The organism is Eubacterium sp. An3 (assembly GCF_002159465.1).
Lineage (GTDB): Bacteria > Bacillota > Clostridia > Lachnospirales > Lachnospiraceae > Anaerobutyricum > Anaerobutyricum stercoris.
On sequence record NZ_NFIR01000036.1, the window covers coordinates 1 to 25592 of the forward strand.

25 protein-coding genes and 3 pseudogenes are annotated in these 25592 nt (G+C 47.5%); all 28 read left to right on the forward strand.

Translation table 11 applies throughout. The features are described from left to right. The first annotated feature begins 79 nt into the window (after positions 1 to 79). The gene (locus B5F87_RS17855) at positions 80 to 907 is read left to right on the forward strand and encodes a DUF6017 domain-containing protein (protein ID WP_087283468.1); all 828 of its coding nucleotides are present in this window, start codon (positions 80 to 82) and stop codon (positions 905 to 907) included. Positions 908 to 1023: 116 nt separating this feature from the next. Beyond that, positions 1024 to 1515: a PcfB family protein gene (locus tag B5F87_RS17860; protein WP_004611945.1), complete on the forward strand. Its 492-nt coding sequence runs from the start codon at positions 1024 to 1026 to the stop codon at positions 1513 to 1515. After that, positions 1512 to 2042 (forward strand): annotated as a pseudogene (locus B5F87_RS17865) (type IV secretory system conjugative DNA transfer family protein); the annotation flags it as partial. The gene B5F87_RS17860 and the pseudogene B5F87_RS17865, both read left to right, overlap by 4 nt. 91 nt (positions 2043 to 2133) lie before the next feature. Beyond that, positions 2134 to 3927 carry a recombinase family protein gene (locus tag B5F87_RS17870; RefSeq protein ID WP_087283470.1) on the forward strand — a complete coding sequence of 598 codons (1794 nt, stop codon included), beginning with the start codon at positions 2134 to 2136 and terminating at the stop codon, positions 3925 to 3927. Positions 3928 to 4119: 192 nt separating this feature from the next. After that, complete coding sequence (locus tag B5F87_RS17875) at positions 4120 to 4497, forward strand: TnpV protein (RefSeq protein WP_087283472.1); 378 nt, start codon at positions 4120 to 4122, stop codon at positions 4495 to 4497. Between the two features lie 14 nt (positions 4498 to 4511). Next, positions 4512 to 4787 carry a DUF6809 family protein gene (locus B5F87_RS17880; protein WP_087283474.1) on the forward strand — a complete coding sequence of 92 codons (276 nt, stop codon included), beginning with the start codon at positions 4512 to 4514 and terminating at the stop codon, positions 4785 to 4787. A gap of 2 nt (positions 4788 to 4789) precedes the next feature. After that, complete coding sequence (locus tag B5F87_RS17885) at positions 4790 to 5077, forward strand: CD1845 family protein (protein WP_087283476.1); 288 nt, start codon at positions 4790 to 4792, stop codon at positions 5075 to 5077. 93 nt (positions 5078 to 5170) lie between these two features. Further along, positions 5171 to 5464: a hypothetical protein gene (locus B5F87_RS17890; protein WP_087283479.1), complete on the forward strand. Its 294-nt coding sequence runs from the start codon at positions 5171 to 5173 to the stop codon at positions 5462 to 5464. Continuing rightward, positions 5442 to 5732: a molecular chaperone gene (locus tag B5F87_RS17895; protein WP_087283481.1), complete on the forward strand. Its 291-nt coding sequence runs from the start codon at positions 5442 to 5444 to the stop codon at positions 5730 to 5732. The genes B5F87_RS17890 and B5F87_RS17895 overlap by 23 nt, the downstream gene beginning before the upstream one ends. Positions 5733 to 5984: 252 nt before the next feature. After that, entirely contained in the window at positions 5985 to 7244 is a 1260-nt protein-coding gene (dcm, locus tag B5F87_RS17900; protein WP_024400486.1) for a DNA (cytosine-5-)-methyltransferase, read from the forward strand. A 12-nt stretch (positions 7245 to 7256) separates the two neighbouring features. Next, positions 7257 to 8648: a hypothetical protein gene (locus tag B5F87_RS17905; protein WP_087283483.1), complete on the forward strand. Its 1392-nt coding sequence runs from the start codon at positions 7257 to 7259 to the stop codon at positions 8646 to 8648. Then, positions 8638 to 9225, forward strand: a complete 588-nt coding sequence (locus B5F87_RS17910; protein WP_024400488.1) for a hypothetical protein — start codon at positions 8638 to 8640, stop codon at positions 9223 to 9225. The genes B5F87_RS17905 and B5F87_RS17910 overlap by 11 nt, the downstream gene beginning before the upstream one ends. Before the next feature lie 93 nt (positions 9226 to 9318). Continuing rightward, positions 9319 to 9636, forward strand: coding sequence for a DUF3847 domain-containing protein (locus B5F87_RS17915; protein ID WP_087283485.1), 318 nt, complete (start codon positions 9319 to 9321; stop codon positions 9634 to 9636). 280 nt (positions 9637 to 9916) lie between these two features. Next, the gene (gene mobQ / locus B5F87_RS17920; protein WP_087283487.1) at positions 9917 to 11503 is read left to right on the forward strand and encodes a MobQ family relaxase; all 1587 of its coding nucleotides are present in this window, start codon (positions 9917 to 9919) and stop codon (positions 11501 to 11503) included. A gap of 56 nt (positions 11504 to 11559) precedes the next feature. Continuing rightward, positions 11560 to 12198, forward strand: a complete 639-nt coding sequence (locus B5F87_RS17925) for a CHC2 zinc finger domain-containing protein (RefSeq protein WP_087283489.1) — start codon at positions 11560 to 11562, stop codon at positions 12196 to 12198. Then, positions 12122 to 13468 carry a virulence-associated E family protein gene (locus B5F87_RS17930; protein ID WP_343215785.1) on the forward strand — a complete coding sequence of 449 codons (1347 nt, stop codon included), beginning with the start codon at positions 12122 to 12124 and terminating at the stop codon, positions 13466 to 13468. Before B5F87_RS17925 ends, B5F87_RS17930 begins: the two co-directional genes overlap by 77 nt. Positions 13469 to 13719: 251 nt before the next feature. After that, positions 13720 to 13902, forward strand: coding sequence for a transposon-encoded TnpW family protein (locus B5F87_RS17935; RefSeq protein WP_087283493.1), 183 nt, complete (start codon positions 13720 to 13722; stop codon positions 13900 to 13902). A gap of 83 nt (positions 13903 to 13985) precedes the next feature. Next, positions 13986 to 14429: pseudogene (locus tag B5F87_RS17940) on the forward strand (type IV secretory system conjugative DNA transfer family protein); the annotation flags it as partial. Between the two features lie 91 nt (positions 14430 to 14520). Then, positions 14521 to 16401 (forward strand): recombinase family protein, encoded by a 1881-nt coding sequence (locus tag B5F87_RS17945; protein ID WP_087283495.1) that lies wholly within the window; start codon positions 14521 to 14523, stop codon positions 16399 to 16401. 26 nt (positions 16402 to 16427) lie between these two features. Next, entirely contained in the window at positions 16428 to 16781 is a 354-nt protein-coding gene (locus tag B5F87_RS17950) for a TnpV protein (protein ID WP_087283497.1), read from the forward strand. A 178-nt stretch (positions 16782 to 16959) separates the two neighbouring features. Beyond that, entirely contained in the window at positions 16960 to 17910 is a 951-nt protein-coding gene (locus B5F87_RS17955) for an AraC family transcriptional regulator (RefSeq protein WP_087283499.1), read from the forward strand. 132 nt (positions 17911 to 18042) lie between these two features. Beyond that, entirely contained in the window at positions 18043 to 18654 is a 612-nt protein-coding gene (locus tag B5F87_RS17960; RefSeq protein WP_087283501.1) for an MptD family putative ECF transporter S component, read from the forward strand. Further along, a complete protein-coding gene (locus B5F87_RS17965) occupies positions 18651 to 19352 on the forward strand; it encodes an energy-coupling factor transporter transmembrane component T (protein WP_087283503.1) in 702 nt (233 codons plus the stop codon). The genes B5F87_RS17960 and B5F87_RS17965 overlap by 4 nt, the downstream gene beginning before the upstream one ends. Before the next feature lie 10 nt (positions 19353 to 19362). Continuing rightward, complete coding sequence (locus B5F87_RS17970) at positions 19363 to 20841, forward strand: ABC transporter ATP-binding protein (RefSeq protein ID WP_087283505.1); 1479 nt, start codon at positions 19363 to 19365, stop codon at positions 20839 to 20841. 2 nt (positions 20842 to 20843) lie between these two features. Further along, positions 20844 to 22658, forward strand: coding sequence for an ABC transporter ATP-binding protein (locus B5F87_RS17975; protein WP_087283507.1), 1815 nt, complete (start codon positions 20844 to 20846; stop codon positions 22656 to 22658). A gap of 3 nt (positions 22659 to 22661) precedes the next feature. Then, on the forward strand, positions 22662 to 24395 hold the full coding sequence (locus B5F87_RS17980) for an ABC transporter ATP-binding protein (protein ID WP_087283509.1): 1734 nt from the start codon (positions 22662 to 22664) through the stop codon (positions 24393 to 24395). 143 nt (positions 24396 to 24538) lie between these two features. Continuing rightward, a complete protein-coding gene (locus B5F87_RS17985) occupies positions 24539 to 24964 on the forward strand; it encodes a metal-dependent transcriptional regulator (RefSeq protein ID WP_087283510.1) in 426 nt (141 codons plus the stop codon). A 401-nt stretch (positions 24965 to 25365) separates the two neighbouring features. Further along, positions 25366 to 25592, forward strand: a pseudogene (locus B5F87_RS17990) (sigma-70 family RNA polymerase sigma factor); the annotation flags it as partial.

Sequence of the window (25592 nt, forward strand, 5' to 3'; positions counted from 1 at the left end):
GATCGTATCTGCTACCCTTTGCCATGCCTGTACTGCCTCCTTTTTATCATCTCTCTTATCATACATGATTTAGGTCTGCATGGCATCTTTACTTTGTACTATTTTTATACTACCACTAAATTACCATCTCCGCGATAAAACCCTGTCCCTCAAGGCCGTGGGGCTGCTCTCCAAAATGCTGTCCTTCAACGACGGCTGGCAGTTCTCAACGAAAGGTCTTTCGGCGATCTGCAAGGAAGGTCCCGATGCTGTTCTGGCAGCTCTCAGAGAGCTTGAAGATCACGGCTACCTTATCCGACACAGGCAGCGAGACGCCAAGGGCAGGATGAGCAACACGGTCTTTGAGATTTACGAACAGCCACAACCGGTTTCTCCACACAGGGAAAAACCAGATGTGGATAATCCAGATATGGAGAATCCACATCTGGAAAACCCACACGGGGAAAATCCCGCACAATTAAATACTAATCAAGTAATTACCAACGAAAGAAATAACTCTCTGAATAACTATCAATCTATCAATCTTGATGGGATGGACAGGATGGATGAACGGGAGCAATACAGGGAATTGATCCGGGATAACCTTGAGATCGACATCCGCTCTCAGGACAGGCACTATGACCTTGACCGTGTAAACGAAATTGTCGAGATTATGCTGGATGCTGTCTGCTCCACAAGCCCCACCATCCGTATCAACGGCGAGGATATGCCGCTGCCGGTGGTTAAGTCACGCTTCCTCAAGCTGGACAGCGGCCACATCGACTATGTGCTCCAAGCGATGAACGATTGCCCCTCCGACATTCGGAACATCCGGGCATATCTGCTTACGGCGTTGTATAACGCTTCACTGACCATAGACAACTACTATTCAGCCCGCGTGAACTACGATTTTCACGGAAAAGGCTGATGCGTAAGCATTCTCAATCAACTTCAAGGGGGTGAGATGAAAACATGATCCACATTTTACACGGTGTCCCGCCTTAGTGACGGGATTGCCCCGCAAATCTCAGAAAGGAGGTCCCCATGCAGGATGAAGTAAATACCAAAGTCGTTGCGATTGCCATTAAGGGCGGCAGGATCACTGCGGAAGTGCTGAAAAAAGCGCTCGCCAAATTCATTGAGGAAATTGAAAAGGCCGAAAAGCAAGCCTCTCAGCCCAAGACCTACCGGGGCAAGCAGTCCATCAAGCACCTTGTCGAGCAGAACGCCGCAATCAGCAACATTGAAGTGACCGACGGAAACATCAAGTCTTTCGAGCGCACAGCGAACAAGTATGGGATCGACTACGCGCTCAAGAAGGACACCTCTGAGCAGCCGCCGCGTTATCTCGTCTTCTTCAAAGGACGGGATGTGGATGTGATGACTCAGGCTTTCAAGGAGTTTTCCGCCAAGACGGTCAAGCAGAAAGAAAAGCAATCCCTCAAGCAGAAGCTCTCCCGCAGCAGGGAGCAGTCCAAAGCCCAGCACAAGGAGAAGGTCAAGGTCAAGACGAAGGATCGGGGCGTTGAGCTATGAGAAAGAAACTCGACATCAAAAAGCTCGTCCTTCTCAATCTTCCGTATGTGTTCGCCTTCTACTTTGTGGGTAAGCTGGCGGCAGTCTTCCGTCTGGCTCCCGGCACAGAGTTCATCGACAAACTCACCGGAGGCTTTGCCAACTTCGGAGCAGCGTTTGCCAACCCACTTCCGAGCTTCCACCCGGTAGATCTTCTCATCGGTGTGGCCGGAGGCGCGTTGCTCAAGCTGGCCGTCTACATCAAAGGAAAAAACCGCAAGAAATTCCGCCAAGGAGAAGAATACGGGTCAGCGCGTTGGGGACGACCGGAAGACATCCGACCTTACATGGATGATGACTTCTCCAACAATGTCATCCTCACCCAGACCGAGGGGCTGACCATGAACAGCCGACCGAAGCAGCCGAAGTACGCGAGGAATAAGAACATCCTTGTCATCGGTGGTTCCGGCTCGGGCAAGACCCGCTTCTTCGTGAAGCCCAACCTGATGCAGATGCACAGCTCCTATGTGGTCACTGATCCCAAGGGTTACAATGATGTAGGACAGAGAAAATATCACAACAACAAAATGCGGTATTTCCTGTGCCCTACATAGAAACTGAGAAAGGAGGAAAAAGCCGATGGCGGTAAAGAAAATCAAGTATACGGCACTCTATGAGCGTTTGTCCAGAGATGACGAGATGCAGGGCGAATCAAACTCCATAGTCAACCAGAAACGCTATCTGGAGGAGTATGCACAGGCTCAGGGCTTCAAGAATATCCGGCATTTTACAGATGATGGCTACTCCGGCACCAACTTCAAGCGTCCTGGCTTTCAGAAAATGATTGCTGCGATAGAAGCCGGTGAGATTGATGTTGTCTGCGTCAAAGACCTGTCCAGGTTTGGGCGTGACTATTTGAAAGTCGGATTTTACACCGAAATCATGTTCCCCGAAAAAGGTGTCCGCTTTATCGCCATCAACAACAGCGTAGACAGTGCCAATCCAACGGAAAACGACTTCACACCGTTTTTGAACATCATGAATGAGTGGTATGCAAAGGACACCAGCAACAAAATACGAACCATTTTCCGTTCCCGGATGCAGGATGGCAAGCGGTGCAGCGGCGCAATCCCCTATGGGTACAGGCGTGACCCAGAGGACAAAAACCATCTTCTGATTGATGAAGAAGCCGCAAAGGTTGTTCGCAGGATTTACCAGATGGTTATTGATGGCATGGGAAGCCAAGCCATAGCCAATCAGCTGACCGCTGATAATGTGTTGATCCCCTCTGCATATCTGGAGCAGTCCGAACATGGAGAAAGCCGTAATCACAGCTACCATGACCCCTGCCGCTGGAACTGTACCGCAGTATCCTACATTCTGGACAAACAGGAATATATGGGGCATACGGTTCTGGGCAAGACCATCTGCGAGAACTTCAAAACCAAGAAACGCCGGAAAGCAAGACCAGATGAGCTGATTATCTTTGAGAACACCCATGAACCGATTATTGATGCAGAAACATGGCATCTGGTTCAAAAACTTCGTAGAAGAACAAGACGTAAACTGGCAAACGGAAGCTATTCGCACCGCCTTTCTGGGCTGGTGTACTGTGCAGATTGTGGCAAACGCCTTTCCTATTCAAGCCCACAGTCACAGCACAGACCAGATGGAAAAACCTATGATGCAGACAGTAGTTTTCGTTGCCCCACCTACAAGTCCATGTATGGCGAATGCACCATGCACTATATCAAATCTTCCACTCTGGACAAGCTGGTTGATGAAGCTGTCCGAAAAATTGCCCGGTATGTTTTGAGGAATGAACAGGCATTTTTGGAACAAGTCAGGGTGCTAACCAGTGCCGACCAGAAGCATACGCAATCAGAGGACAAAAAAGAGCTGGTAAACATCAAAAAAAGGATTGCAGAGCTGGATAACTACATCAAGCGACTGTATGAAGGCAATGCTTCCGGTAAAATTCCTGACCGCCAGTTTGAAAAGCTCATGGCTCAATATGACAGTGAGCAACAGGAACTGGAGGAACGAGTAAAAGAGATTGAAGTGAGCATCCATGAGATTCAGCAAGAATCAGAAAATGGTCAACAGTTTGTGCGTCTGGTACAGAAGTACCGTGACCTTACAGAAATTGACCAGACCGCTCTCAATGAGTTTATTGACAAAGTAGTTGTCCACGAAGCAACCGGCGGCAGAACAGCAGACCGAAGCCAGCAAATTGATATTTATTTTAATTTCATCGGTCAGTTTATGGTGGAAGATACCGAAGAAGAACTGCTGATGCAGGAACAGGAAGCACAAAGGCTGGCTGATCTAAAAGAGCGTGAACGAAAAGACCGCAGAAACGAAACCGTCCGCAGGTACAGGCAGCGTAAAAAGGAACGGGAAGTCAAACAAGCGGAATCTGTTTCTGGATAATTCGCTGTGAGAAAGGAGTGTGATTTTCTTGTGGGTAGTTAGGTTTATTCGCAAAGACGGTAAGCCCGATGAAGAATATTTTTACCCGACTTTTTCTGATGCAGAGTATCATAGGCGTTTATTTGAGAATGATTCTTCTGACCTTTATGAAAGAATTGAAGTTGTTGAGCTGTGAAAAAAATGGAGGTTACTATGCAAGACTTAAAACCGAGAATCCATGAAAACGGCATGGACTATGTGCTGGTGGGCGATTACTATGTGCCGGATTTGAAACTGCCAGAGGAACACCGCCCTCTGGGAAAATGGGGACGGATGCACCGAGAATATCTGAGAATCACCAATCTGGGGCTGCTGAATGAGCTGATTTTGAGCGGAAAGCTCTGGACTTATCTGGCAGACCTGAACGAACAGGCAACGGACAGGCTGCACCTGATTATCCGCCAGATGGCAGAAGCCGAGGGTGTGACCGAAGCCATGAAAGCTGAAAATCAGATGTTATGGGTGCAGTCCATGAACTCCATCCGCAGCCGGGCTGAAGAAATCATCAAGGCAGAGTTAATCTACTGCTGAAGGGAGGTGGTGTTATGATTTTGGAAGAGATGTACAGCGGGAGGTTTTATCCATGTGAAACGGTTGTCCCTACATCGGAAGTATACCGCAAGGCGGTCAAAGCCTGTGAGAACCTGATGGAGCAGCTGTCCCAGCGGCTCAGCAAAGAGGACTATGAGCTGGTGAAGGAACTCCGGGCGCAGACAGCAATCGCCCAATGTGAAGAAAGCGAAAGCCACTTCAAATACGGCTTTTCCGCTGGGCTGATTGTTCAGCATGAAGCCTATGAACAGGTCAATGGGGAGAAATAGCCATGTTTCTGATAAAGCTGTTGGCATTGCCGCTAATAATAGCTGTGACCCTGATTCAATGGGTGGCAATCTTTCTGACTTCCTTTTCTGCTATCCTGTTTGACCTGCTGGCAGGAATTATCTTCATGATTACACTTGCCGGGCTGATGTTTGGAGTGTGTACCGGCATGGAAGCATTGAAAATGCTGGCAGTCAGCTTTGCAATCTTCATCATCCCCCAGATAGCGGAATGGCTGATTGAAAGAATTGTAGACTTAAACTACGGACTGCGTGATTTTATCAAGTCCTGACCCGACAATTTCATATCGTTCACAAAGCGACAGGTATTCCTATGGGAACTATCTGCCGCTTTTATTTTTATCAACTTCAAGGAGGACTATTTTATGAAAATGAGCATTGGCGAAAAGAAAATCCTGTTTGTCTTTGGCTGCCCCAACCGTGAAGCAACGGTGGATCGTCTGTATCAGGTGGCAGACCTGATTCCCGACCCTGCCGGAAAGAAAGTCGTGGAAGCTCTGGCTGACAAGCTGGACAGCGAGGGCGTAGAAAAGTGGTATCGCTGCTTCTTCTACAATATGAAGCTGGAGATGGAAGCCTATTACCGGCACAAGGCTATTTTGAATCGCATCGTGGGCGGCAGTATGGAGGTTGACAATGACGAGATTGACGAAGATTGAGAAAGAAACCATCATCCTGTTCAACGAGGGAGAAAGCACTGCCAGCATCTACACCTACAATGCCGGGCTGAAAAAGCGGCTGGCTGCGTTCAGCAAAAAATATCCTGACCTATGCCAGATGGAAAAGCCGGAGCATCTGGGCGGCGTGTCCTATCTGATCGACAAGTCCCGTCTGTCCATCCGCTTGCAGCCCCCATACAGCGAGGAACGCAGGCAGAAAGCCAGTCAGTACGCCCGGCGAAATGGTTTCAGTGGCAAGACCAAGTAATGTAGCAATAAAGGCTGATTTGCGGTCAGAATGTCGGGTCTGCACCCGATGTTCTGACCGCAATATATGTGGGGGCAATGCCAGTAAAGCGATTTGAACTTCTTGTTCCAAAACGCTTGTTCGATTTGCGTATATTGAAAATGTGTCCATATAAGTCCATCGTTGTCCGCTGTTTTCCCTCATTTTATTGACATTCGGGGGTTCGTATATTAGAATATATAATAGCGAAAAACAGAGTGGAGGAATTAACCTATGGATACGGAACTGTTAACTGTTTCTCAAACAGCTCAATATCTACAGCTTTCTGAAAAAACTATACGACGAATGATTGGAAATGGTAGTTTGCCAGCTTCAAAACTTGGCAATCGTACTTGGCGGATTCGTGCGTGTGATGTTGATGAATATGTGTCTAACTCTTGTCAAAATAAACCCGCATACAGCATAACAAATCTCCCAGAACTGGAACTGGAAACCCCGGAGCATCCTCGCCTGATCTCCCTGTTTTCAGGTTGTGGTGGAATGGATTTAGGGTTCAAAAAAGCAGGATTTGACATTGTGTTTGCAAATGACTTTGATGCAGATGCTCAAGCAATATACTCACTCAACTTAGGCGAAATAGATAAGCGTGATATATTATCGGTTGGTGAAGATGAAATTCCAGATGGAGATATCTTAACCGCTGGTTTTCCGTGCCAGCCTTTTTCTAATGCAGGTAATCGGAAAGGCGTCCACGACTCTCGTGGTATGCTATACAAAGAGTGTCTGCGTATAATTCAAAAAAAGATGCCGAAAGTAATTGTCTTTGAAAATGTTAAAGGTTTGCTTTCGACAAAGTATATTGATGGACGCAATTTAGCAGAAGTCATTGTTGAAGATTTGTCTACCATGAATGGCGTGGGATATAATGTCGTGCATCAGCTTGTAAATGCATCGGATTATGGTGTCCCTCAAAACCGTCAACGAGTTTTGTTTGTGGGTGTCCGCAAAGACTTGGGCATTACCTTTGAATTTCCCAAAAAACAAACTAAAGAAAATCTGACGCTGCGTCACATTTTAGATGTGCCGCCGGAAGTAGCCAACAATGTGGATTGGGCACTTTCGCCGCAAGCACTGGACATGATTAGATTTATTCCCGAAGGTGGCTCGTGGAAAGATGTTCCATATGAACATTTAGCTCCTCGTTTCCAAAGAATCCGAGATAACATGAAAAAGTACCATTCGCCCAACTTTTACCGTCGTTTTTCAAGAGATGAGATTTGTGGAACTATGACAGCATCTGCTCAGCCGGAGAACTGTGGCATTATACATCCTACTGAAAACAGAAGGTTTACTGTACGAGAAGTTGCCCGCATTCAGACTTTCCCCGATGATTTTAACTTCTTAACAGATACAGCACGAAACATTACAGCAATGTATAAAGTCATAGGAAATGCTGTGCCGGTTATGTTGGCATACAATATCGCTTCGGCAATAATGGAGCAAGTATTTAAGAAAAACACAAGTGAAAAGTAAGGGGATAAGAGAATGGATACAGATAAAGCATATCTATTGGGGTTAATCATAGGTGGAGGTGTATTTGGAAACGCAGAAGATGTTTTCAGCATTCGCCTGCCATATAAAAAATGGGGTTCATATCTTGAAAATCCACAGCGTGCTGGAGAAATTGCAGGAGATATTCTACGCAAAGTAGGGCAAATGTTTCGGGCTGTCTATGACCTTTCTGTTCAATATGAAACCACTCCCAGAGGGACTTGGACAATTCTTTGCGAAGGCGATACAACAGCGGTAAAAAATGACCTTATGCATTATGGCATTGTGTGTGAAGGCGAGCTTCGTGGAAGTGCCGATATAAGCCAGGTTGTATCAGAATTAGTTGATGATAATCTTAAACGCCGCTTTATTGCTGGATTAGCTGATACAATCGGAAGTATGGCAAAATCACAGCGCCGTTTTACCGATGAGCATCAAATTATTTCTTTTGAAATCAAGGGCTACAACTTTAAGTTCGTATGTGATTTGTGTCGACTGTTGTACAGCATAAATTGTATTCCCGATCAGGTAAACTGGAATCATCCAAATATCCATTGCACAAACGATTCATACTACGCTCAATGGAACAAAGGCTTTAAGCTGCGAATTTTATTGGATCAATATGCTCAGTTTGGTGCATTTGCGTTTAGAACTAAAGCAGAAACATCAAATGAAAATCGTAGATTACAAAGGGAAACTCATGCTGCGGAAAGATGTGAAACGAGGGATATGCATTTCACTCCGTCCACAGTGCATCCAGCTGAAAATGATACTCGTTTGCCAGAACTGATTAGGGGTGGGCATTACATTCATTTCAGACATTTTTGTACGGTAATGGGCTGTGAACACGCTCCATACTGTAAAATCAGGGAACAGTTTGAGCATATTGGAGAACTGATTAACCCATTCCCGATTTTGCATAAGGATAGCTACATTCAGATTGAGGAGATTATTCAAGCAGATCCCCTACTGTCGGGACGGGAATACACTTCTCTTAATGTAAATATTGGAACCCTAATAGACCAGTACAAGGAAGATAAAACAGCTTTGTTATACGGCACTACTGCGAATACTGGTTATCCAATAGCCGAAATTCTCCAAGCGGTTGCCTATGTCATTGCAAACGATGACGAACTCTCTGGCAAGCGTCCAAAAGGATATTTTCAAATTGTTGAACGCCATTCACATGATGACGCAGATTTATCGGTTGAAATAAGAAAGCCTGATCTTCTCACACCATTGGTTATTGTGGGAAACGGTCGTGGTGCTTTAATTGGTGCTCGGAATCCTAATGTTTACAAACGCTTGGTAACAAATTCGCCGGACAATGAATATAAATTGCTCGTTCGTCAAATTACTGAGGAGGACTTACGAGATGCCCGGTAAACGCAGCCGAAATGAAGTTTCGTATTATCCAGAAATCCAAACTTTTATAGAAGCTCAGCTTAAAAGTAATTTCAGAGCGAAACGCCACAAAGAACTCAGTGTTTTTTGGGGTATCGGCGAACTGAAAACCAATTTGCAAAGAATTATTTCCGAACATCCAGATAAATGTACCTGCGTTAAAAATTTTGCGAATCGAGTGCCCCCGCTAAACCTTGATATTTTTGCTTTGATCACTGATGGAACGCAATTTGAGATTTTAATTCTTGAAGTCAAGCTGATGAACAGTGCAGGGCTTAAAGAATGGTCACAACTTGTTGGATACTGCTTGGTTTCAGGCGCAAAATATGGTTTGCTGGTTAATATTGATAATGGGGCAAGTCCACGCTTAGCGCATATTCTTTCTACTGAAACCCATATTTCTGATATTCAGACCATAGTTGACGGAGAGAGTCATGAACATTGTCTTGGATTTATGCAGTGGGATAGTCTAACGCAGAATTTTGAATATAGTAATCTGGGGCTAATCAAGTCATTGTCCGAGTTAAGCAATCATTTAGCGGATGAATTTTCATCTTAAAAACATAAAAATAGTGACCAAGCCAAAGGCGATCAACCGTAAAAAGTTGGTCGCTTTTGTTTTGCCCATTATTCAGAAAGGAGCCTGACCCCCATGAATGAAAAACTGGAAAAGCTGAACCGTCAGAAAACCGCAGCCGAGAAAAAGCTGATTGCCGCCCAGCACAGGGAGAAGCAGCTGGAGCATGAACGGAAACGCCTGACACGGAGCGAGAGAACCCACCGGCTTTGCACTCGTGCCGGGATGCTGGAGAAGTTTCTGCGTGAGCCTACTCTGCTGACCGATGACGATGTGATGGAACTTCTGACCTTCCTCTTTCACGGTGAAGCCGCCCAAAAGAAGTTGGACACACTCATTGAGGAGCGGAGAAAAAGGCTGACAACGGACGGCAGCGAGAACCCCTTGTTTTAACAAGGGCGCAATTATACACCGCCTAAAGGTGGTGCATTGCGTTCTGCCGAAAGCCCCTTGCAGGGAGCTGATGATTTCCGCACAGGATAAACCCTCTGCTCCAATCATCCAGTGGAAGCTGCACTTCCCCTGCGCTGGCTAAAGCCAGCTACCCCTTTGCCCCCTGCTGTCCGGAAATCCCTGCCGGACAGGAATTTCCGAACAACAGGAATAGAACCCGATGACCTGACCGCTTGCAGCTTTGCAGACGGTCTTTTGTTTTGCCAAAGGAGATGATGAAGTGGCAAACCCTCATTTTGAAATCAAAATCACGAAGCGAAGTAACCGGCAGTCGGCTGTTGCCGGAGCTGCCTACCAGAGCGGCGAGAATCTGTTTTCCGAGTATGACCAGAAGCACAAAGACTACCGGAAAAAGGAAGGTGTGGTCTACACGGAAATCATGCTGCCGTCCCATGCCCCGATGGAATACGCCGACCGGGAGCAGCTTTGGAACGCAGTGGAAGCAGTTGAAAACCAGTGGAACTCCCAGCTTGCCAGACGGTTTGTGCTGGCGCTGCCCAGAGAAGTGCCGGAGGAACTGTATCCACAGATGGTGCAGGACTACTGCAACCAGTTTTTTGTTTCCAAAGGCATGATTGTTGATTTTGCCATCCATGACCCCAAGCCACCGGGACACAACCCCCATTGTCATGTGATGCTGACTATGCGGGCAATGGACGAGCATGGAAAATGGCTTCCCAAAGCCAGAAAGGTTTATGACCTTGACGAGAATGGCGAGCGTATCCGACTCCCGTCCGGGAACTGGAAAAGTCATAAGGAGGACACTGTTGACTGGAACGAGCAGTATCATGGGCAGGAGTGGCGCACCGGCTGGGAAACAGTGCAGAACCGTTATCTGGAAATGGTGAACAGCCCTGTCCGTGTCGATCTCCGTTCCTATGAAAAGCAGGGGCTGGACATCATCCCCACCGTCCACATGGGAGCAGCTGTCACACAGATGGAACGCCGTGGCATCCAGACCAATATTGGCAATCTGAATCGGGACATCAAAGCCGCCAACCGCATGATGAGCGTGATCCGCAGCACCATTCAGAATCTGCGTGACTGGATCAGCGATATTCTGGAAGCCCGGAAAGAGCTGCTGGCAGAGAAGAAGCCGGAAACCGCATCACCCGACCTTATCAACCTTTTGCGGGATTATCTCAATCTGCGAAAGGCAGAACGCCGGGATTGGTCAAGATACGGTCAGCAAAAAGGTGCAACGAAAGATTTACAGTCCTTTGTCAACGCCACCAATTATCTGAAAGACCATGAGATTTTTACGCTGGAACAGCTGGACAGTGTGCTGGAGGAAGTGAAACAGAAATCTGGCAGCGTCAGCACCGGCATGAGAAAAGCCGAGAGCCGCATGAAAGTGATTACCGGCATACAGAACGCCGTTGCCGATTGTCAGCAGCATAAAGCTGTCCATGACAAGTATGTGCGAATCGGCTGGAAAACGGTGCAGTCCGTTTATGCGGAAAGCCACCGGGACGAGCTGGACGCATACAACAAGGCGTATCGTTTTTTGAAAAAGCATGGTGTTGACTTGAATGTTGATCTGGAAGTCCTGCAAGCGGAGTATGAACAGCTGCAAACTTCTCACGCAGAATATACCGGGCAGCTGGCGGCAGTGCAGGAGGAATTGAAGCCGCTGAAAGAAATCCGTTACTGGGTCAACAAGGTACTCGCCCCGGAACAGGCAGAGGTCAAAAAGAAGCCAGAGCCGAAGCACTCTGTCACCGAGCAAATCAAGGACTATCAGGAGGAATCCAGAAAAAAGGACGAGCAGCACCGGCAGGAGAAAAAGCAGAATATGGAACTGTAAGGCATCTGATTTTCAAAAGAAATCGGGTGCCTTTTGTTTTGTCAGGAGGTGGAATTTTGAATGTATTTGAAGCGGTCAAACAGAATGTGACCACCAGACAGGCAGCGGAGCTGTATGGCATCCCTGTCAGCAGAAACGGCATGGCGGTCTGCCCTTTTCACAATGATAAAAACCCCAGCATGAAACTGGACAGGCGTTTTCACTGCTTTGGCTGTCAGGCTGATGGGGATGCAGTGGATTTTGTTTCCCAGCTGTTTCAGCTGCCCAGCAAGGAAGCCGCCATGAAGATTGCTGATGATTTTGGGATTGCCTATGACAACCGGCAGAAGCCGACCGTCAAACCCCATATCCGGGAACCTACCCCAGAGCAGAAATATAGACAGGAAGAAATGCACTGCTACAAGGTCTTATGCGAATACTTCCACCTTCTCCAGAAATGGGAACAGCAGTATGCCCCGCAAACGCCGGAGGATGACCTGCATCCTCTCTTTGTGGAAGCCCTGCAAAGGAAATCCTACACAGAGTATCTGTTGGATAGTTTTCTGGACGGATCGCCGGAAGAACGCCGGGAGATTGTAGCACAGCAAGGAAAAGAGGTGATGAAACTTGAGCAGCGAATTGCAGAATGGACAGCAGCCGGAACTCTGCACCGTGGAACAGGTCAGAAGCAGCCTGGAACAGACCGAGAAAGGTAAGGTATCCAATGCCGCCGCCAACTATAAACTGGTGTTTCAGCTTGACCCTCTGCTGAAAGGAGCTATCCGAAAAAATCTGCTGACAGAACGAGTGGATATTGTGAAGCCCCTCGGCTGGTATCGGGACAGCCCGACCCTGACCGATGTGGACATCAAATATCTGCTCTTGTATTTTGAGGAAAACTATGGACTGACCATTGAGAAAAAGATACAGGATGCCGTGATGGTGATTGCCAACGAAAATCGCTATCACCCTGTCCGGGATTTTCTCAATGCTTTGCAGTGGGACGGTACGGAGCGCATCCGCTATTGTCTGCACCGGTTTCTGGGAGCTGATGCCGATGATTACACCTGTGAAGCCATGCGGTTGTTCCTGCTGGGAGCAATCTCACGGGCGTTCCGTCCCGGCTGTAAATTTGAAATCATGCTCTGTCTGGTGGGCGGTCAGGGAGCTGGAAAGTCCTCGTTCTTTCGGCTGCTGGCAGTTCAGGATGACTGGTTTTCCGATGACCTGAAAAAGCTGGACGATGAAAATGTGTACCGCAAGATGCAGGGACACTGGCTGATCGAGATGTCGGAGATGATTGCCACCGCCAATGCCAAGAGCATTGAAGAAATCAAATCCTTTCTCAGCCGCCAGAAGGAAACCTATAAAGTGCCATACGAAACCCACCCAGCTGACCGAAAACGGCAGTGTGTGTTCTGCGGCACTTCCAACACGCTGGACTTCCTGCCCCTTGACCGCACCGGCAACCGCCGTTTTGTGCCAGTCATGGTACATCCTGAGCTGGCAGAAATCCACATTCTGGACGATGAACCGGCAGCAAGAGCCTATCTCATACAGGTTTGGGCAGAAGCAATGGAGATTTACCGCAGCGGAAACTTCAAGCTCCGATTCAGCCCGGCAATGAACGAATATCTGAAAGTCCACCAGCGTGACTTCATGCCGGAGGATACCAAAGCCGGACAAATCATTGAATATCTGGAAAAGTGTTCGGATAACATGGTCTGCTCCAAGCAGCTGTTCCGAGAAGCCCTGGGACACAGCTTTGACGAGCCGAAGCAATGGGAAATCCGGGAGATCAACGACATTATGAACAACAGCGTGACCGGCTGGAGGGCATTTTCCAATCCCCGGTACTTTCGCAGCCCTTATGGGCGGCAGAAAGGCTGGGAGCGCATCCAGCCCGACAACGGAGGCGGAGATTTTCAGGAATTAACGCCGGAGGAAGTGGAGCAGCTGGAACTTCCCCCTGAGTGGCTAAAGTAAAAAATCAGTGCCGGTTGCCGTTTTGTTGTCGAGCCGGTTGTCGGTCTGGTTGTCGGGCGAAAGTCTGAAAACCCCTGATTTGACGGGTGTTTTCTCTCTACTGACAACCATGACAACCGACTTTTATAAAAAAAGAAGAAAAAGAAAATAGAGCATCTGCCCGACAGAGTTTTAAGGTTTTCTGATGTCCGTTGTCAGGACTTCGTTGTCAGCCTTTCCTTTGTCGGGCTTTTTTACAGGAGGTGTCGCACATGGAACAGGCAACAGCCAAAGCGAAAGCAGTACAGACAGCGGAGCACACACCCGCAACCATGGTGAGAAAAATTGGCAAGACAACCTACAAGGTGTGCATCCATTTTAGCCAAACAAGCAAGGAAACGATGGAGGATAAGTTGCTGCGTTTAATCAAAAATGACATCCGAAACGGAGCATGAAACACTTGAAAAGTCCTATCGCCACAGGCTTTTCCAGCGGTCACAAAGAATTTTCAAATAAATGCACATTCTGTCTTGACGAAATGCTTCCGAAGGGTACAGTGCTGGTCGAATGCGGAAAGATGCTTGAGAAAAACGGCTATATCATCAAGTCGCTGAATACGATCAACTTCCGAAAATCCATGCACTACAACCCGTTCGCCTACATCCGCAGCGAAAAGGACATCCTCAAACTGGTCAATACGATCATCGTCAACACGAAGGGAGATGGCGATAAGTCCGGGGAGGATTTCTGGGTCAAGGCAGAAAAGCTCTACTATACCGCACTCATCGGCTATATCTGGTACGAAGCGCCGGAACACGAGAAAAACTTCACTACCTTGCTCGAATTGATCAACGCTTCGGAGGCCAGAGAGGATGACGAGACTTTCAAAAATCCCGTTGACCTCATGTTCGATGAGCTGGAAGAGCGCGACCCTGACCACTTCGCGGTCAAGCAATACCGTAAATATAAGTTAGCCGCTGGAGATGTATGCTCTAAGTGACTTCTTAATCATGGTTTTTGTCATGGTTAGTGAAGCAGTCACTTAAAGCATTTTCATTTCAGGAGGTACAGCCATGAGAAACGAGAAAATCACCCCACTGTATGAGCGTTTGAGCCGCGATGATGAGTTACAGGGCGAGAGCAATTCAATCTCCAACCAGAAAAAGATGTTAGAGGAGTTTGCCCGCCGGAATGGGCTGCCGAACCCCACCCACTTCACCGATGACGGCGTATCGGGAACCCGTTTTGACCGCCCTGGCTTTTTGGCGATGATGGAGGAAGTCGAGGCCGGACGGGTGGAGGCCATTGTTATCAAAGACATGAGCCGCCTGGGGCGTGACTATCTGAAAGTCGGCCAGGTTATGGAGATTTTGCGGCAGCGAGGCGTCCGGCTGATCGCTATCAATGACGGTGTGGACAGTCTGAAAGGCGACGATGATTTTACCCCTTTCCGCAACATTATGAACGAGTTTTACGCCCGCGACACCAGCCGGAAAATCCGCTCCGTGTTTAAGTCCAAAGGCATGAGTGGCAAACACCTGACCGGCACCGTCATTTACGGCTACCTGTGGGACGAAAAGCGGGAACACTGGCTTGTGGACGAAGAAGCCGCCGATGTGGTACGCCGTATCTTTTCCCTGACGATGGAGGGCTACGGCCCCTATCAAATCTCCAAGCTACTGTCCGAGGCAAAGGTTGAAATCCCCGCTGTCCATCTGGCACGCTTTGACGAAGGAGTAAACAGGACGAAGCCGGTCAAAGACCCCTACGGCTGGGGATCATCCACCATTGTGAGCATCCTGAAAAAGCGGGAATACCTGGGCCACACCATCAATTTCAAGACCCGCAAACACTTCAAGGACAAGAAAAGCCACTATGTTGACGAAAGCGAGTGGACGATTTTTGAGAACACCCATGAGGCCATTATCGACCAGGAAACCTTTGACAATGTGCAGCGTATCCGGGGAAACGCCAGACGCTACCCGGACGGCTTTGGGGAGGCCCATCCCCTGACCGGCCTGATGTACTGCGCCGATTGCGGCGGCAAGATGTATGTTCACCGCACCTACAACGGCAAGCGTGTCCCGCAGTACACTTGCGGCCAGTATGGGAAGTACCCTATCGGCTCCCTTTGCCCTACACAGCACCGTATCAAGGCCGAAGCTGTTCTGACCTTGATTGCTGATATGCTCCGGGCCATCGCGGAGTATTCCAGGAATGACCGGGCCGAGTTTATCCGCACTGTCCAAGAAACGCAGGCCGCCCAGCAGACCGCCGACATCTCCAAGAAGCGGAAACGGCTGGCCGCCGCCCAAAAGCGGGCCGGGGAATTGGAAAAGCTGATTTGCAAAATCTATGAGGACAACGCCCTGGGTAAGCTGCCGGACGCCCGGTATGAGGCCCTGGACGCACAGTACGCCAAAGAGCAGGACGCCCTCAATGCGGAAATCGCGGAACTGGAAAAGGCCGTTACCGGCTATGAACAGAGCCGAAAATCTGCGGAGAAGTTTATTGCCCTGATTGACAAGTACGAGAATTTTGACACGCTGACAAACACCATGCTCAACGAGTTTGTAGAGAAAATCCTTGTCCATGAGCGCGCCCGGAAAGGCAGCCAGGACACCACGCAGGAGGTTGAAATCTACTTCAATTTTGTGGGCCGGTATATCCCGCCCGCCTTGCAGCCGGTTCCCCTGACCCCGGAGGAACAGGAAGAACTGCGGAAGAAGGAGGAACGCAAGGACAGGCTTCACCAGAATTACTTGCGCCGCAAGGCAAACGGCAAGCAGAAGGAATGGGAAGAACGCTACAACGCCAAGCGCAAGGCGCAAGTGGAGGCGGCAAAGGCCGCGATCCGGGCAAAGGACATGGAAAAAGGCATTTTTACCACCATTAGCCAGTTACCCAGGCAGGAGCCGCGCAAGGCCACCGTATCGGCCAGTGCCGCAGTTTAACCATCACAGTGCAAAGGAGGACGAATATGAACAAATTGACTTACACCCGCTGCGGGGATTACTACATCCCCGACCTGAAGTTGTCCGAGCAGCCGGAGGCCCCCATCGGCAAGTATGGCCGTATGCGGCACCGCTACCTGAAAGAACACCGGCCCGGCCTTTACAGCAGCCTGCTTTTGAGTGAAAAGCTATACCCGCACCTGTTGGAGATTGACCGGGCAGCGCGTGAACGGATGGACGCCATGCTGCCCCGCATGATGGAGGCGGCGGGTGTCACCGAGAAACTGAAAGCCCGTGACCCCATGCGCTGGGTGGGACTGATGAACACGCTGAAAGCGCAGATAGAGGAAATTGTGCTGATGGAACTAATTTATCAATAGTTTTGCAAGCGGAGGCTGCCACTTGCGGCCTCTGGTTGTTTTGCAATTCTGCCATATCTCCTCTTTGAACCTTTCGTTCAAGTGAAATATAAAGAATATGTTGTCAGAGGTTGACGAGAGCCAAAAAACAATTTAACATATAATTAGTTGCCGCTAACCGAAAAGGAGGAAGATATGGGTGAAAGAGTTACATGGGACAGAATGGTACGGTGAATATGCTACGCTAACTGATGAACATAATGATTATGTTCAAATCGAATATAAGTGCAATGGAACAGGAAGTCTATATGACTATGCCATTTTTCCCGGCATTAACTTGATTTTTATGGATTTTAACTGCTCAGATACTTTCCATGAGCCTATTCCTAACAAAAATATCATCGAAATCCGTCATTATCAAAAAGGACGCGTTGAGTTTGAGTTAAGAAATAATAAGGTTTTCCATATGAACGAGGGAGAATTTTGCATCAACGCCCTTGCTAATATTCCTGCGGCCTATTCCTTTCCCTTTGGATATAGTGTAGGACTAAGCTGTGTGATTGATAAGGATTCCGTCGATGCGGAAACACAACAGATTTTTTCGTACTACAACATTGATGTTCTAAATCTCGGACGAGAATTAGAATTAGAAAAAAAGTGGTTTTTATGTCGGACACCACAGCGATTGTTACATATCTTCGACGAATTGTATGCTGCAAAAGGTGTTGAAGGGCGAGATTATTTTCGTATCAAATTATTGGAACTCTTTTACCATATCAAACAACTGCGGATTGAAGATCAATATGAGGCAACATATTATGCCAAAGAGCAAATTGAAATCATCAAACGCATCCGTCAAGAGCTTATAGAAAACCTGGACAAAAAACTGTCCATAGAAGAACTCCTGCGAAAAGAACCAATGAGCAAGGTCACATTTCAAGCTATTTTCAAGCAGATTTATGGTGATACGCCCTATGCTCATATCAAAAAGTATAAAATGAATCTTGCGGCTGTTTATTTGCAGGAAACAGATCAATCAATCACGCAAATAGCCGGTGAACTTGGATATTCAAATATTAGTAAATTTGCGCGAGCCTTTCAAGAAGTGTTTGGAATGCTTCCAAAGGATTACCGTAAAGCAAAAAAGTGATTTAACTTTTGGGCTGTTTTCTTGATTTACTTTTCCCTTTGGAGTAGTTAGAGACTGCAAACCGGTGTAAAATGACAGTGTAGTTAGTTATTGCTAACTACACTGTCATTTTATTTTAAGGAGGTTTCAAAAATGGAACAAACGGTAAAGAAAAAAATTGGCGTTCGAGATATTATGACGATTGCCGCAATGATGGTCATCAATTTTGCAATTGCAATGGTGATTGGTATGGTTACATTGCCTTTCCCAGCAGTATATTTATACGGCTCTGCTGGTATTGATGCCTTTATTGGAGCAACATTTTATTTGGTTGCGGCAAATCGCATTAACAAACATGGATTGTTGTTTGCTTGGGCTGCTGTTTATGGACTAATCCAAGGTGTTATGGGGTATATGTTCTTGGTTCCTTATTTCTTGATTGTAGCCCTCGTTGCTGAGTTATGCATGGTTGGCAAAAATACATACCGTAATGCTGCTCGTAATCGGATTGGTTGGACGGTTAATGCTATCGGCAATTTTGTAGGTTGTGCAGTACCGTTATGGTGGGCATGGGACAGCTATCAGGAAATGGCAGCAAGCAGCGGGTTTGATGCAAATACTCTGAATATGCAGTTCTCTATGGTGACTTCTCCGGCACTGATGCTTCTGGGTATTGCTATTACTGCGGTTCTTGCCATCCTCGGTACATTGTTCGGCCAGCGGTTGCTCAGAAAGCATTTCCAAAAAGCGGGCATTGTAGGATGATAGCCGAAGAAAAAAAGCAAAGACGGATTGACCGGATCGATGGGCGCACAGTTCTTTTCCTGACGCTGTGCGCCTGTATCGTGACCTTTCTTGCAACAAGTTTTTTAGGGCATGGGATTTTTACCTTTTGGATTTTTTTGATCCTTTGCTGGTTCGGTTTATATAAACAGGCTCTGGGATGCTTTGCGGTCTATTTAGTGGCGATTGTATGGCTGATGATTGAGATGAAGTATCAGATCAGCATTCCCTCTCCGCTGCTACTCAGTATGATTTACAAGCTGTTGCTTCCCGCTATGCCAGCGTATCTTCTGGCTAAAATCCCGTCCGGGAAACTGACAGCCAGCCTGCGAAAAATGCCGATCCCTACCCGTATCATGCTTGTATTGATTGTTATGCTCCGTTTTGCTCCGACTGTGCTACATGAATTTGGAGAAGTCAGGGAGGCCATGAAAATTCGTGGTTTCTTAAAATCGGTTGGCAATGTTTTGAGGCATCCAATGGACACATTGGAATATGCCATTGTCCCGATGGTATTTCGCTCCTTAAAGATTGCGGACGAGTTAGCCGCTTCTGCCATAGTCAGGGGAATTGAAAGTCCCTACAAGAAAGAAAGCTACTATGTCAGCCGGATTGCTGCGCTGGATTGCTTTTTGATTGTTGTCAGCGTGGGAGCTACTGTGTGCTGCTGTCTTTTATAGGAGGAAAGGAATGGGAAAAGAAATAATAATCCGTGACCTGACCTTTTCCTATGGAGGGAACGGAAATCAACTGGAACATATATCGTTAGACATTGCCGCCGGAGAGGTCATTGTTATGACCGGCCCATCAGGAAGTGGGAAAAGCTCTTTAACAAGAGTAATTAACGGACTGATCCCCTACTTTTACGAGGGGGAATTAAGCGGCGAGGTTTTTGTGGACGGGAAACCGCTGAAAGAAATTCCGTCCTGGGAACGCGGCAAAATCGTAGGAAATGTATTCCAAGACCCCAGAAGCCAGTTTTTCGCCAATGAGGTTGCCGGTGAGGTTGCTTTCGGCTGTGAAAACTACGGTTATTCCCATGAGGAAATTCGGAACCATGTTCACCGGGCGGCGGCGGACATTAAGATTCAGGACATTCTGGATCATAGCCTGCACAGCTTGTCTTATGGAATGCGCCAGAAGGTTGCGATTGCATCGGCAGAGGCGATTGACCCGGAAATTTATGTCATGGATGAACCGTCCGCCAATCTGGATATTGCATCTACTTATCGTTTTGCAGACATTATCCGAGAGCTGAAACAACAGGGAAAAACCATTATCATAGCGGAACATCGGCTTTATTATCTGATGAATCTGGCAGACCGTTTTCTGTGTGTGCAGAAAGGAAAAATTGTGCGAGAATTTACCGCACAACAAATGAAAGCTCTGACTAATCAGGAAATCCAGGCGCTGGGACTCCGCACTCCTGACCTACATCAGATTGAGCAGACAAAAATCTCATCTGCGGCAACCAGCGAGGTTGTCCTGGAGGTGAAAAAACTAAACCACTCTTTTGGTGAAACGATTGTAGCAAAGGATATTGACTTTCAATGCTGTCAGGGGGAAGTGATTGCCCTGATTGGTCCCAACGGGACGGGAAAAAGCACCATAGGGCGAATATTGGCGGGGCTTTTGAAAGAGAAATCCGGAGAAGTCATTTTGTTTGGAAAGCATTGCAGACCAAAAGGCCGTTTGGGACAGGTCTGGTATATTCCGCAGGATTTAGATAGCCAACTATTCGGTGAGGATTTGCTGGATGAATTGACTACTGGTGCAGAGGTCACCCCGGAGCGGAAACAAGCGGCAGAAGAAATCCTGGAAGCCTTGGAACTGACGCCGTTCATCAAACAGCATCCCTCTACGCTGTCAGGAGGGCAAAAGCAGCGGCTGGCTCTTGGCGTAGCTCTAATGCACGAAGCGCCTATTATCATACTGGATGAACCTACAAGTGGACTGGACGGTACGAATATGCGGAATGTCAGCCGGATGATCCGCAAGCTGGCGAAGATGGGGCGTACCATTATTGTCATTACCCATGACGCGGAGTGTGCGCTTGCCTGCTGTGAGCGGGCAATACGCCTTGAGAACGGCTGCATTACCGATGATTTTCAAATCAAAGGGACAGAGCTTCTTTTAGAAAAAATTGGGTATGACCAAAAGGAGGGTTAGAAATGGCACAGCAAAACAAAAATCAGCCGAAAGCAAAAACCGGGCTGGCGCGTTGTCTGGAACTGGCTTCAGGTCATAAAGGACTTGTGTTTCTATCAGGTTTTTTGGCTGCGCTGGCTGCAATTTGTTCTTTTTTACCTTATTTATCAATTTATTACATCATTCGGGAAATCCTGTTTGTTTACCCGGATATGTCGCTCTTGAATGTTTCTACAATCTCAACCTGGGGCTGGCTTGCCTTGGCTGGTATTTTGGGGAATATCGTATTTTACTTTTTTGCCCTATTGTGTTCACACATTGCAGCGTTTGGAACGCTTTATGAATTGAAGGTAGCCTTTGCCGACCACATCATGCATATTCCCCTTGGGTATCATTTGACCTTGGGCAGCGGCAAGCTGAGAAAAATCATGGACGAAAACATTGAAAGCGTTGAGAAATTTATTGCTCACCAGCTCCCGGATTTTGTTGCCTCTTTGGTTGCGCCGCTTGTTCTGGTCATTATTCTTCTTGGGATCGACTGGCGATATGGTGTGGTTTGTCTGGTCGGTATTGTTCTGGCCTTCATCGTTCAGTTTGCGGGCTTCAACGGCGAAGCAAAGGAAAAAATGCACCGTTTTCAGACCGCCCAGGAAAACATGAACAGCGCCTCTGTGGAATATGTGCGCGGTATGCCGGAGATCAAAGCATTTAATCAGACCGCAGATTCTTTTAAGCGGTTGAGTAAATCCATTACGGACTATACCTCTTTCGTGTTGGAGTACGCATTGGGTTGGCAAAACTGTATGCCTGCATTTACCACAATCATCAATAATATTTATCTGTTTTTAATCCCGGTGGGTGTTTTGATTGGAATGCACACTACGGATTTCAGAGAGTATTCGTTGACATTCATTTTCTACCTAATTATTGTCCATGCGATTTCAGGCATCCTGAATAAGATTATGTATATCTCGGAGTCCTTCACGCAGATTGACGGCAGTGTAGAGCGCATGGATGAAATCTTGCGCATCCCGGTACTGCCGGAAAAGAATACCTCGGCTGATATACAAAACTATGACATTGCTTTTCAAGATGTCAGTTTTTCCTATGAAGCTGATTCCCAGGTCATGGCCCTGACTCACATCTCTTTCCTTGCGCCTCAGGGCAAGGTAACAGCCGTTGTCGGCCCTTCCGGTGGCGGTAAAAGTACCATAGCCAATCTGATCTCCCGATTTTATGATGTGACGGACGGAAGTATTCAAATCGGCGGCGTTGACATTCGGGATATTCCGCTGGATGCGCTGATGGATAAGGTCAGCTTTGTATTTCAGGATACATTCCTCTTTAAGCAGAGCATCCTGGATAACATCCGCATGGGAAATCCAGATGCTACGGAGGAACAGGTGATTGCGGCGGCAAAAGCGGCAAGATGCCACGATTTTATCGAGCAACTTCCAAACGGTTATCAGACCGTGATTGGAAGCACCGGTGTCCACCTCTCCGGTGGTGAACGCCAGAGGATTGCCATTGCAAGAGCTATCGTAAAAGATGCTCCCATCATTGTGCTGGACGAGGCAACTGCATTCAGCGACCCGGAAAATGAGTACCTGATTCAAAAAGCCTTTGAAAAGCTAATCCAGAATAAAACGGTTGTAATGATTGCCCATCGTCTGTCCACAATTCGCAACGCTGACCAGATCCTTGTCATGGAAAAAGGACACCTGATTGAATCCGGCACCCATGACGAGTTGCTGAAGAAGGGCGGAAAATATGCGCAGATGTGGAGCAGCTATACGGAGTCGATCAACTGGAAAATTAGCACAGGAAAGGCGGTGTGATCTATGAGTAAGCTGAAAGAAAAGTTAATGCTGTCGGAGAAAGGCTATTCCGACCTGAAAAAAGCGATTACAGCCTGCACAATAACCAATATTGCGCTGCTGCTTCCTTCAATGGTATCCTGCCTGCTCTTTTGGGAGCTACTGAAGCCGTTTACCGGAGAAACTATTTCGTGGGTCGCACTGTGGAAGTTGCTGGGCCTGGGAGTGGTAGCGGCTATCTTGGTATTCCTGGCTGCGAAAAACGATTATAGGAAAACCTATATTGCATCCTATAAGGAGGCCAGCACAACCAGACTTCGGATTGCAGAACATCTTCGCAAGCTCCCCATGAGTTTCTTTAACACGAAAGATTTATCCGATATTACCACAAACATGATGGCTGATTGTAGCAGCATGGAATCCATGCTCAGCAGTACCATTCCGCCGCTGATTGCGAATATTATTTCCGTCACCCTGACCTGCATTTGTCTGGCATTTTTTGACTGGAGAATGGCTCTTGCGATTTTCTGCACGATGCCGATTACATTCCTCATCATCTGGTGCGGGCGCAAGCTGCAACTCCGTCTGTTTGACAAACAGGTGGATGTGAAATTGGAGGCGTCCAGCCAGATTCAGGAATACTTGGAGGGTATCAAGATTATCAAAGCCTGCGGTCTTGGTGGTTCCCGTTTCTCTACGCTGGATAAAGCGCTCCAAGCCATGAGAAAAATCGCCATTAAGGTAGAACTGGCCTCCGGTATTCTGGTTCAGGGAGCCAGCCTGATCCTGCAAGCGGGGCTTGGCATCGTCATTTTCATTGGAACAGTGTTGATAACCGGCGGTGAGATTGAACTGCTTCCTTTGTTGGTACTGCTCATGTTCTCCACGCAGATTTACGGGCCGATCCTTGCCATTCTTTCGCAGTTGACTTCTTTGTTCCACTTGGGAACTGTCACCAACCGTATGCGTACTCTGCTGACCACACCAGCTATGGAGGGCGAGGATAAAGATGTATCCAAGTACGACATTGAGCTGAAAAGCGTCACTTTCGGATATAACCGTGACGATGTTATCAAGGATGTGTCTTTCTCTATTCCTGCTGGCAGTATAACAGCCCTGGTAGGGCCTTCTGGTAGCGGAAAGAGTACGATTTCCAAATTGATTGCCCGCTTTTGGGATGTAAGAAAGGGTCAGATTACGATTGGTGGTATGGATGTCAGAACCATTGAGCCGGAACACCTGATGCGCTGTATGTCCTTTGTATTTCAGGATGTGACCCTGTTCAACGATACTGTTTTTAATAATATCCGCGTAGGCAACATGAACGCTACCGAGGAACAGGTTATGGCGGCGGCAAAGGCGGCGTACTGTGACGAATTTATCCAGCGATTGCCGGAGGGTTATCAGACTGTCCTTGGAGAAAACGGCAGCACCCTTTCCGGCGGTGAGCGTCAGCGGATCTCCATTGCCCGCGCTCTGCTGAAAGATGCCCCTATCATTCTTCTGGACGAGGCAACCGCATCCCTTGACCCAGAGAACGAAGTTTTAATCCAGAGGGCCATTGCAAAACTGGTGGAGGGCAAGACGGTCATCATGATTGCTCACCGACTTCGCACTGTCGTGGATGCCGACCAGATTATAGTTCTGGAAGATGGCAAACTGGCGGAGCTGGGAACGCATAAGGAATTGATGGAAAAGAAAGGTCTGTACGAAAAACTGTATCATATTCAACAGGAAAGCCTCGGATGGGCCGTGTAATCATGAAACTTCATGTGCCCAGAGAGGAACATTTAGAAAGCATCTGTTAGAAAGAAAGGGGGCGCACTATAATTTTTTCTTTAATAGTCCGTGAAGCGATTGCGGAAATGCAAAAAAAGCAGGAACAAGAGCGAAAAGAGTTTATGAAGCCAGTAATAACCCCGTCCGGGGAGGACTACCTGGAAACCATCCTTGTTCTCCAAAAGAAACTCGGTATGGTACGCTCCGTAGATGTTGCCCGGCACATGGGAGTGTCAAAACCGAGTGTTTGTGTGGCGGTCAACACCCTGAAAGACGGCGGCTTTCTCACAATGGATGAAGATCACTTTCTCCATTTGACCGATGTAGGTCGGGAGGTGGCCGAAAAGATTTATGAGCGCCATTGCTTCTTTACAGAACAGCTTATCGCGGCAGGTGTTGATCCCGAAACTGCAGAAGTCGATGCCTGCCGGATAGAACATGTAATCAGTAATGAAAGTTTTGAACGGTTGAAAGAAGCCGCCTTTAGAAATCAGGAAAACGAGATTTCTGCCCTGTCAAAAGCGATAAAGGATAAGCCCACCGAATAAAAAAAACGGTGTTTCGGTGGGCGGATTCATCATGCCTGATTACACATCTTCCCTCTGAACCCGTTTTGGGTTTGGAGGGATTTTTTATGTGCTGGTCTGCTTCAGCCGCCCCGCTGCTTATCCAAAGCAGCAATTACCTACATAATTTCATACAGGAATGAGGATAGCATCTCAAAAAAATCTTCTGCTGTTGGTGGTACTCTCACGCCCCTAATGTAGAAGTTTTAGCTCTACAGCATAGTTCTCATTTTTCTTACTGCCGCAAAGGTTTAACAGCCTTTGCGGTTTTTTGTTTGTCGATATTTGTCGGGAAAAAGGACAAGCCTTCTTCCGGTATCGGCTGCCGTTCTCCGCCCTTTCCAATCTGAATGTTCAAACAAATCAGATTGGAGGTAAGAAAAATGGCATATAACCATGGAAAAGCAGAGCGCAAATGGAAGCTCTGGAAAGAGAAAGAAGAAAAGATTTTAAGAGACAGCGGTGTTACTGAAGATATAATTGAAGCAATTCGTCTCTATGACCGTCAGGCATTTAATTCAGACAGACGCTATTATGAGCGTGTGCAGGAAACAGGTACATATCTGGATACCGTAGCAGCATCCACAGATCAGGCAGAACTGAAAACAGT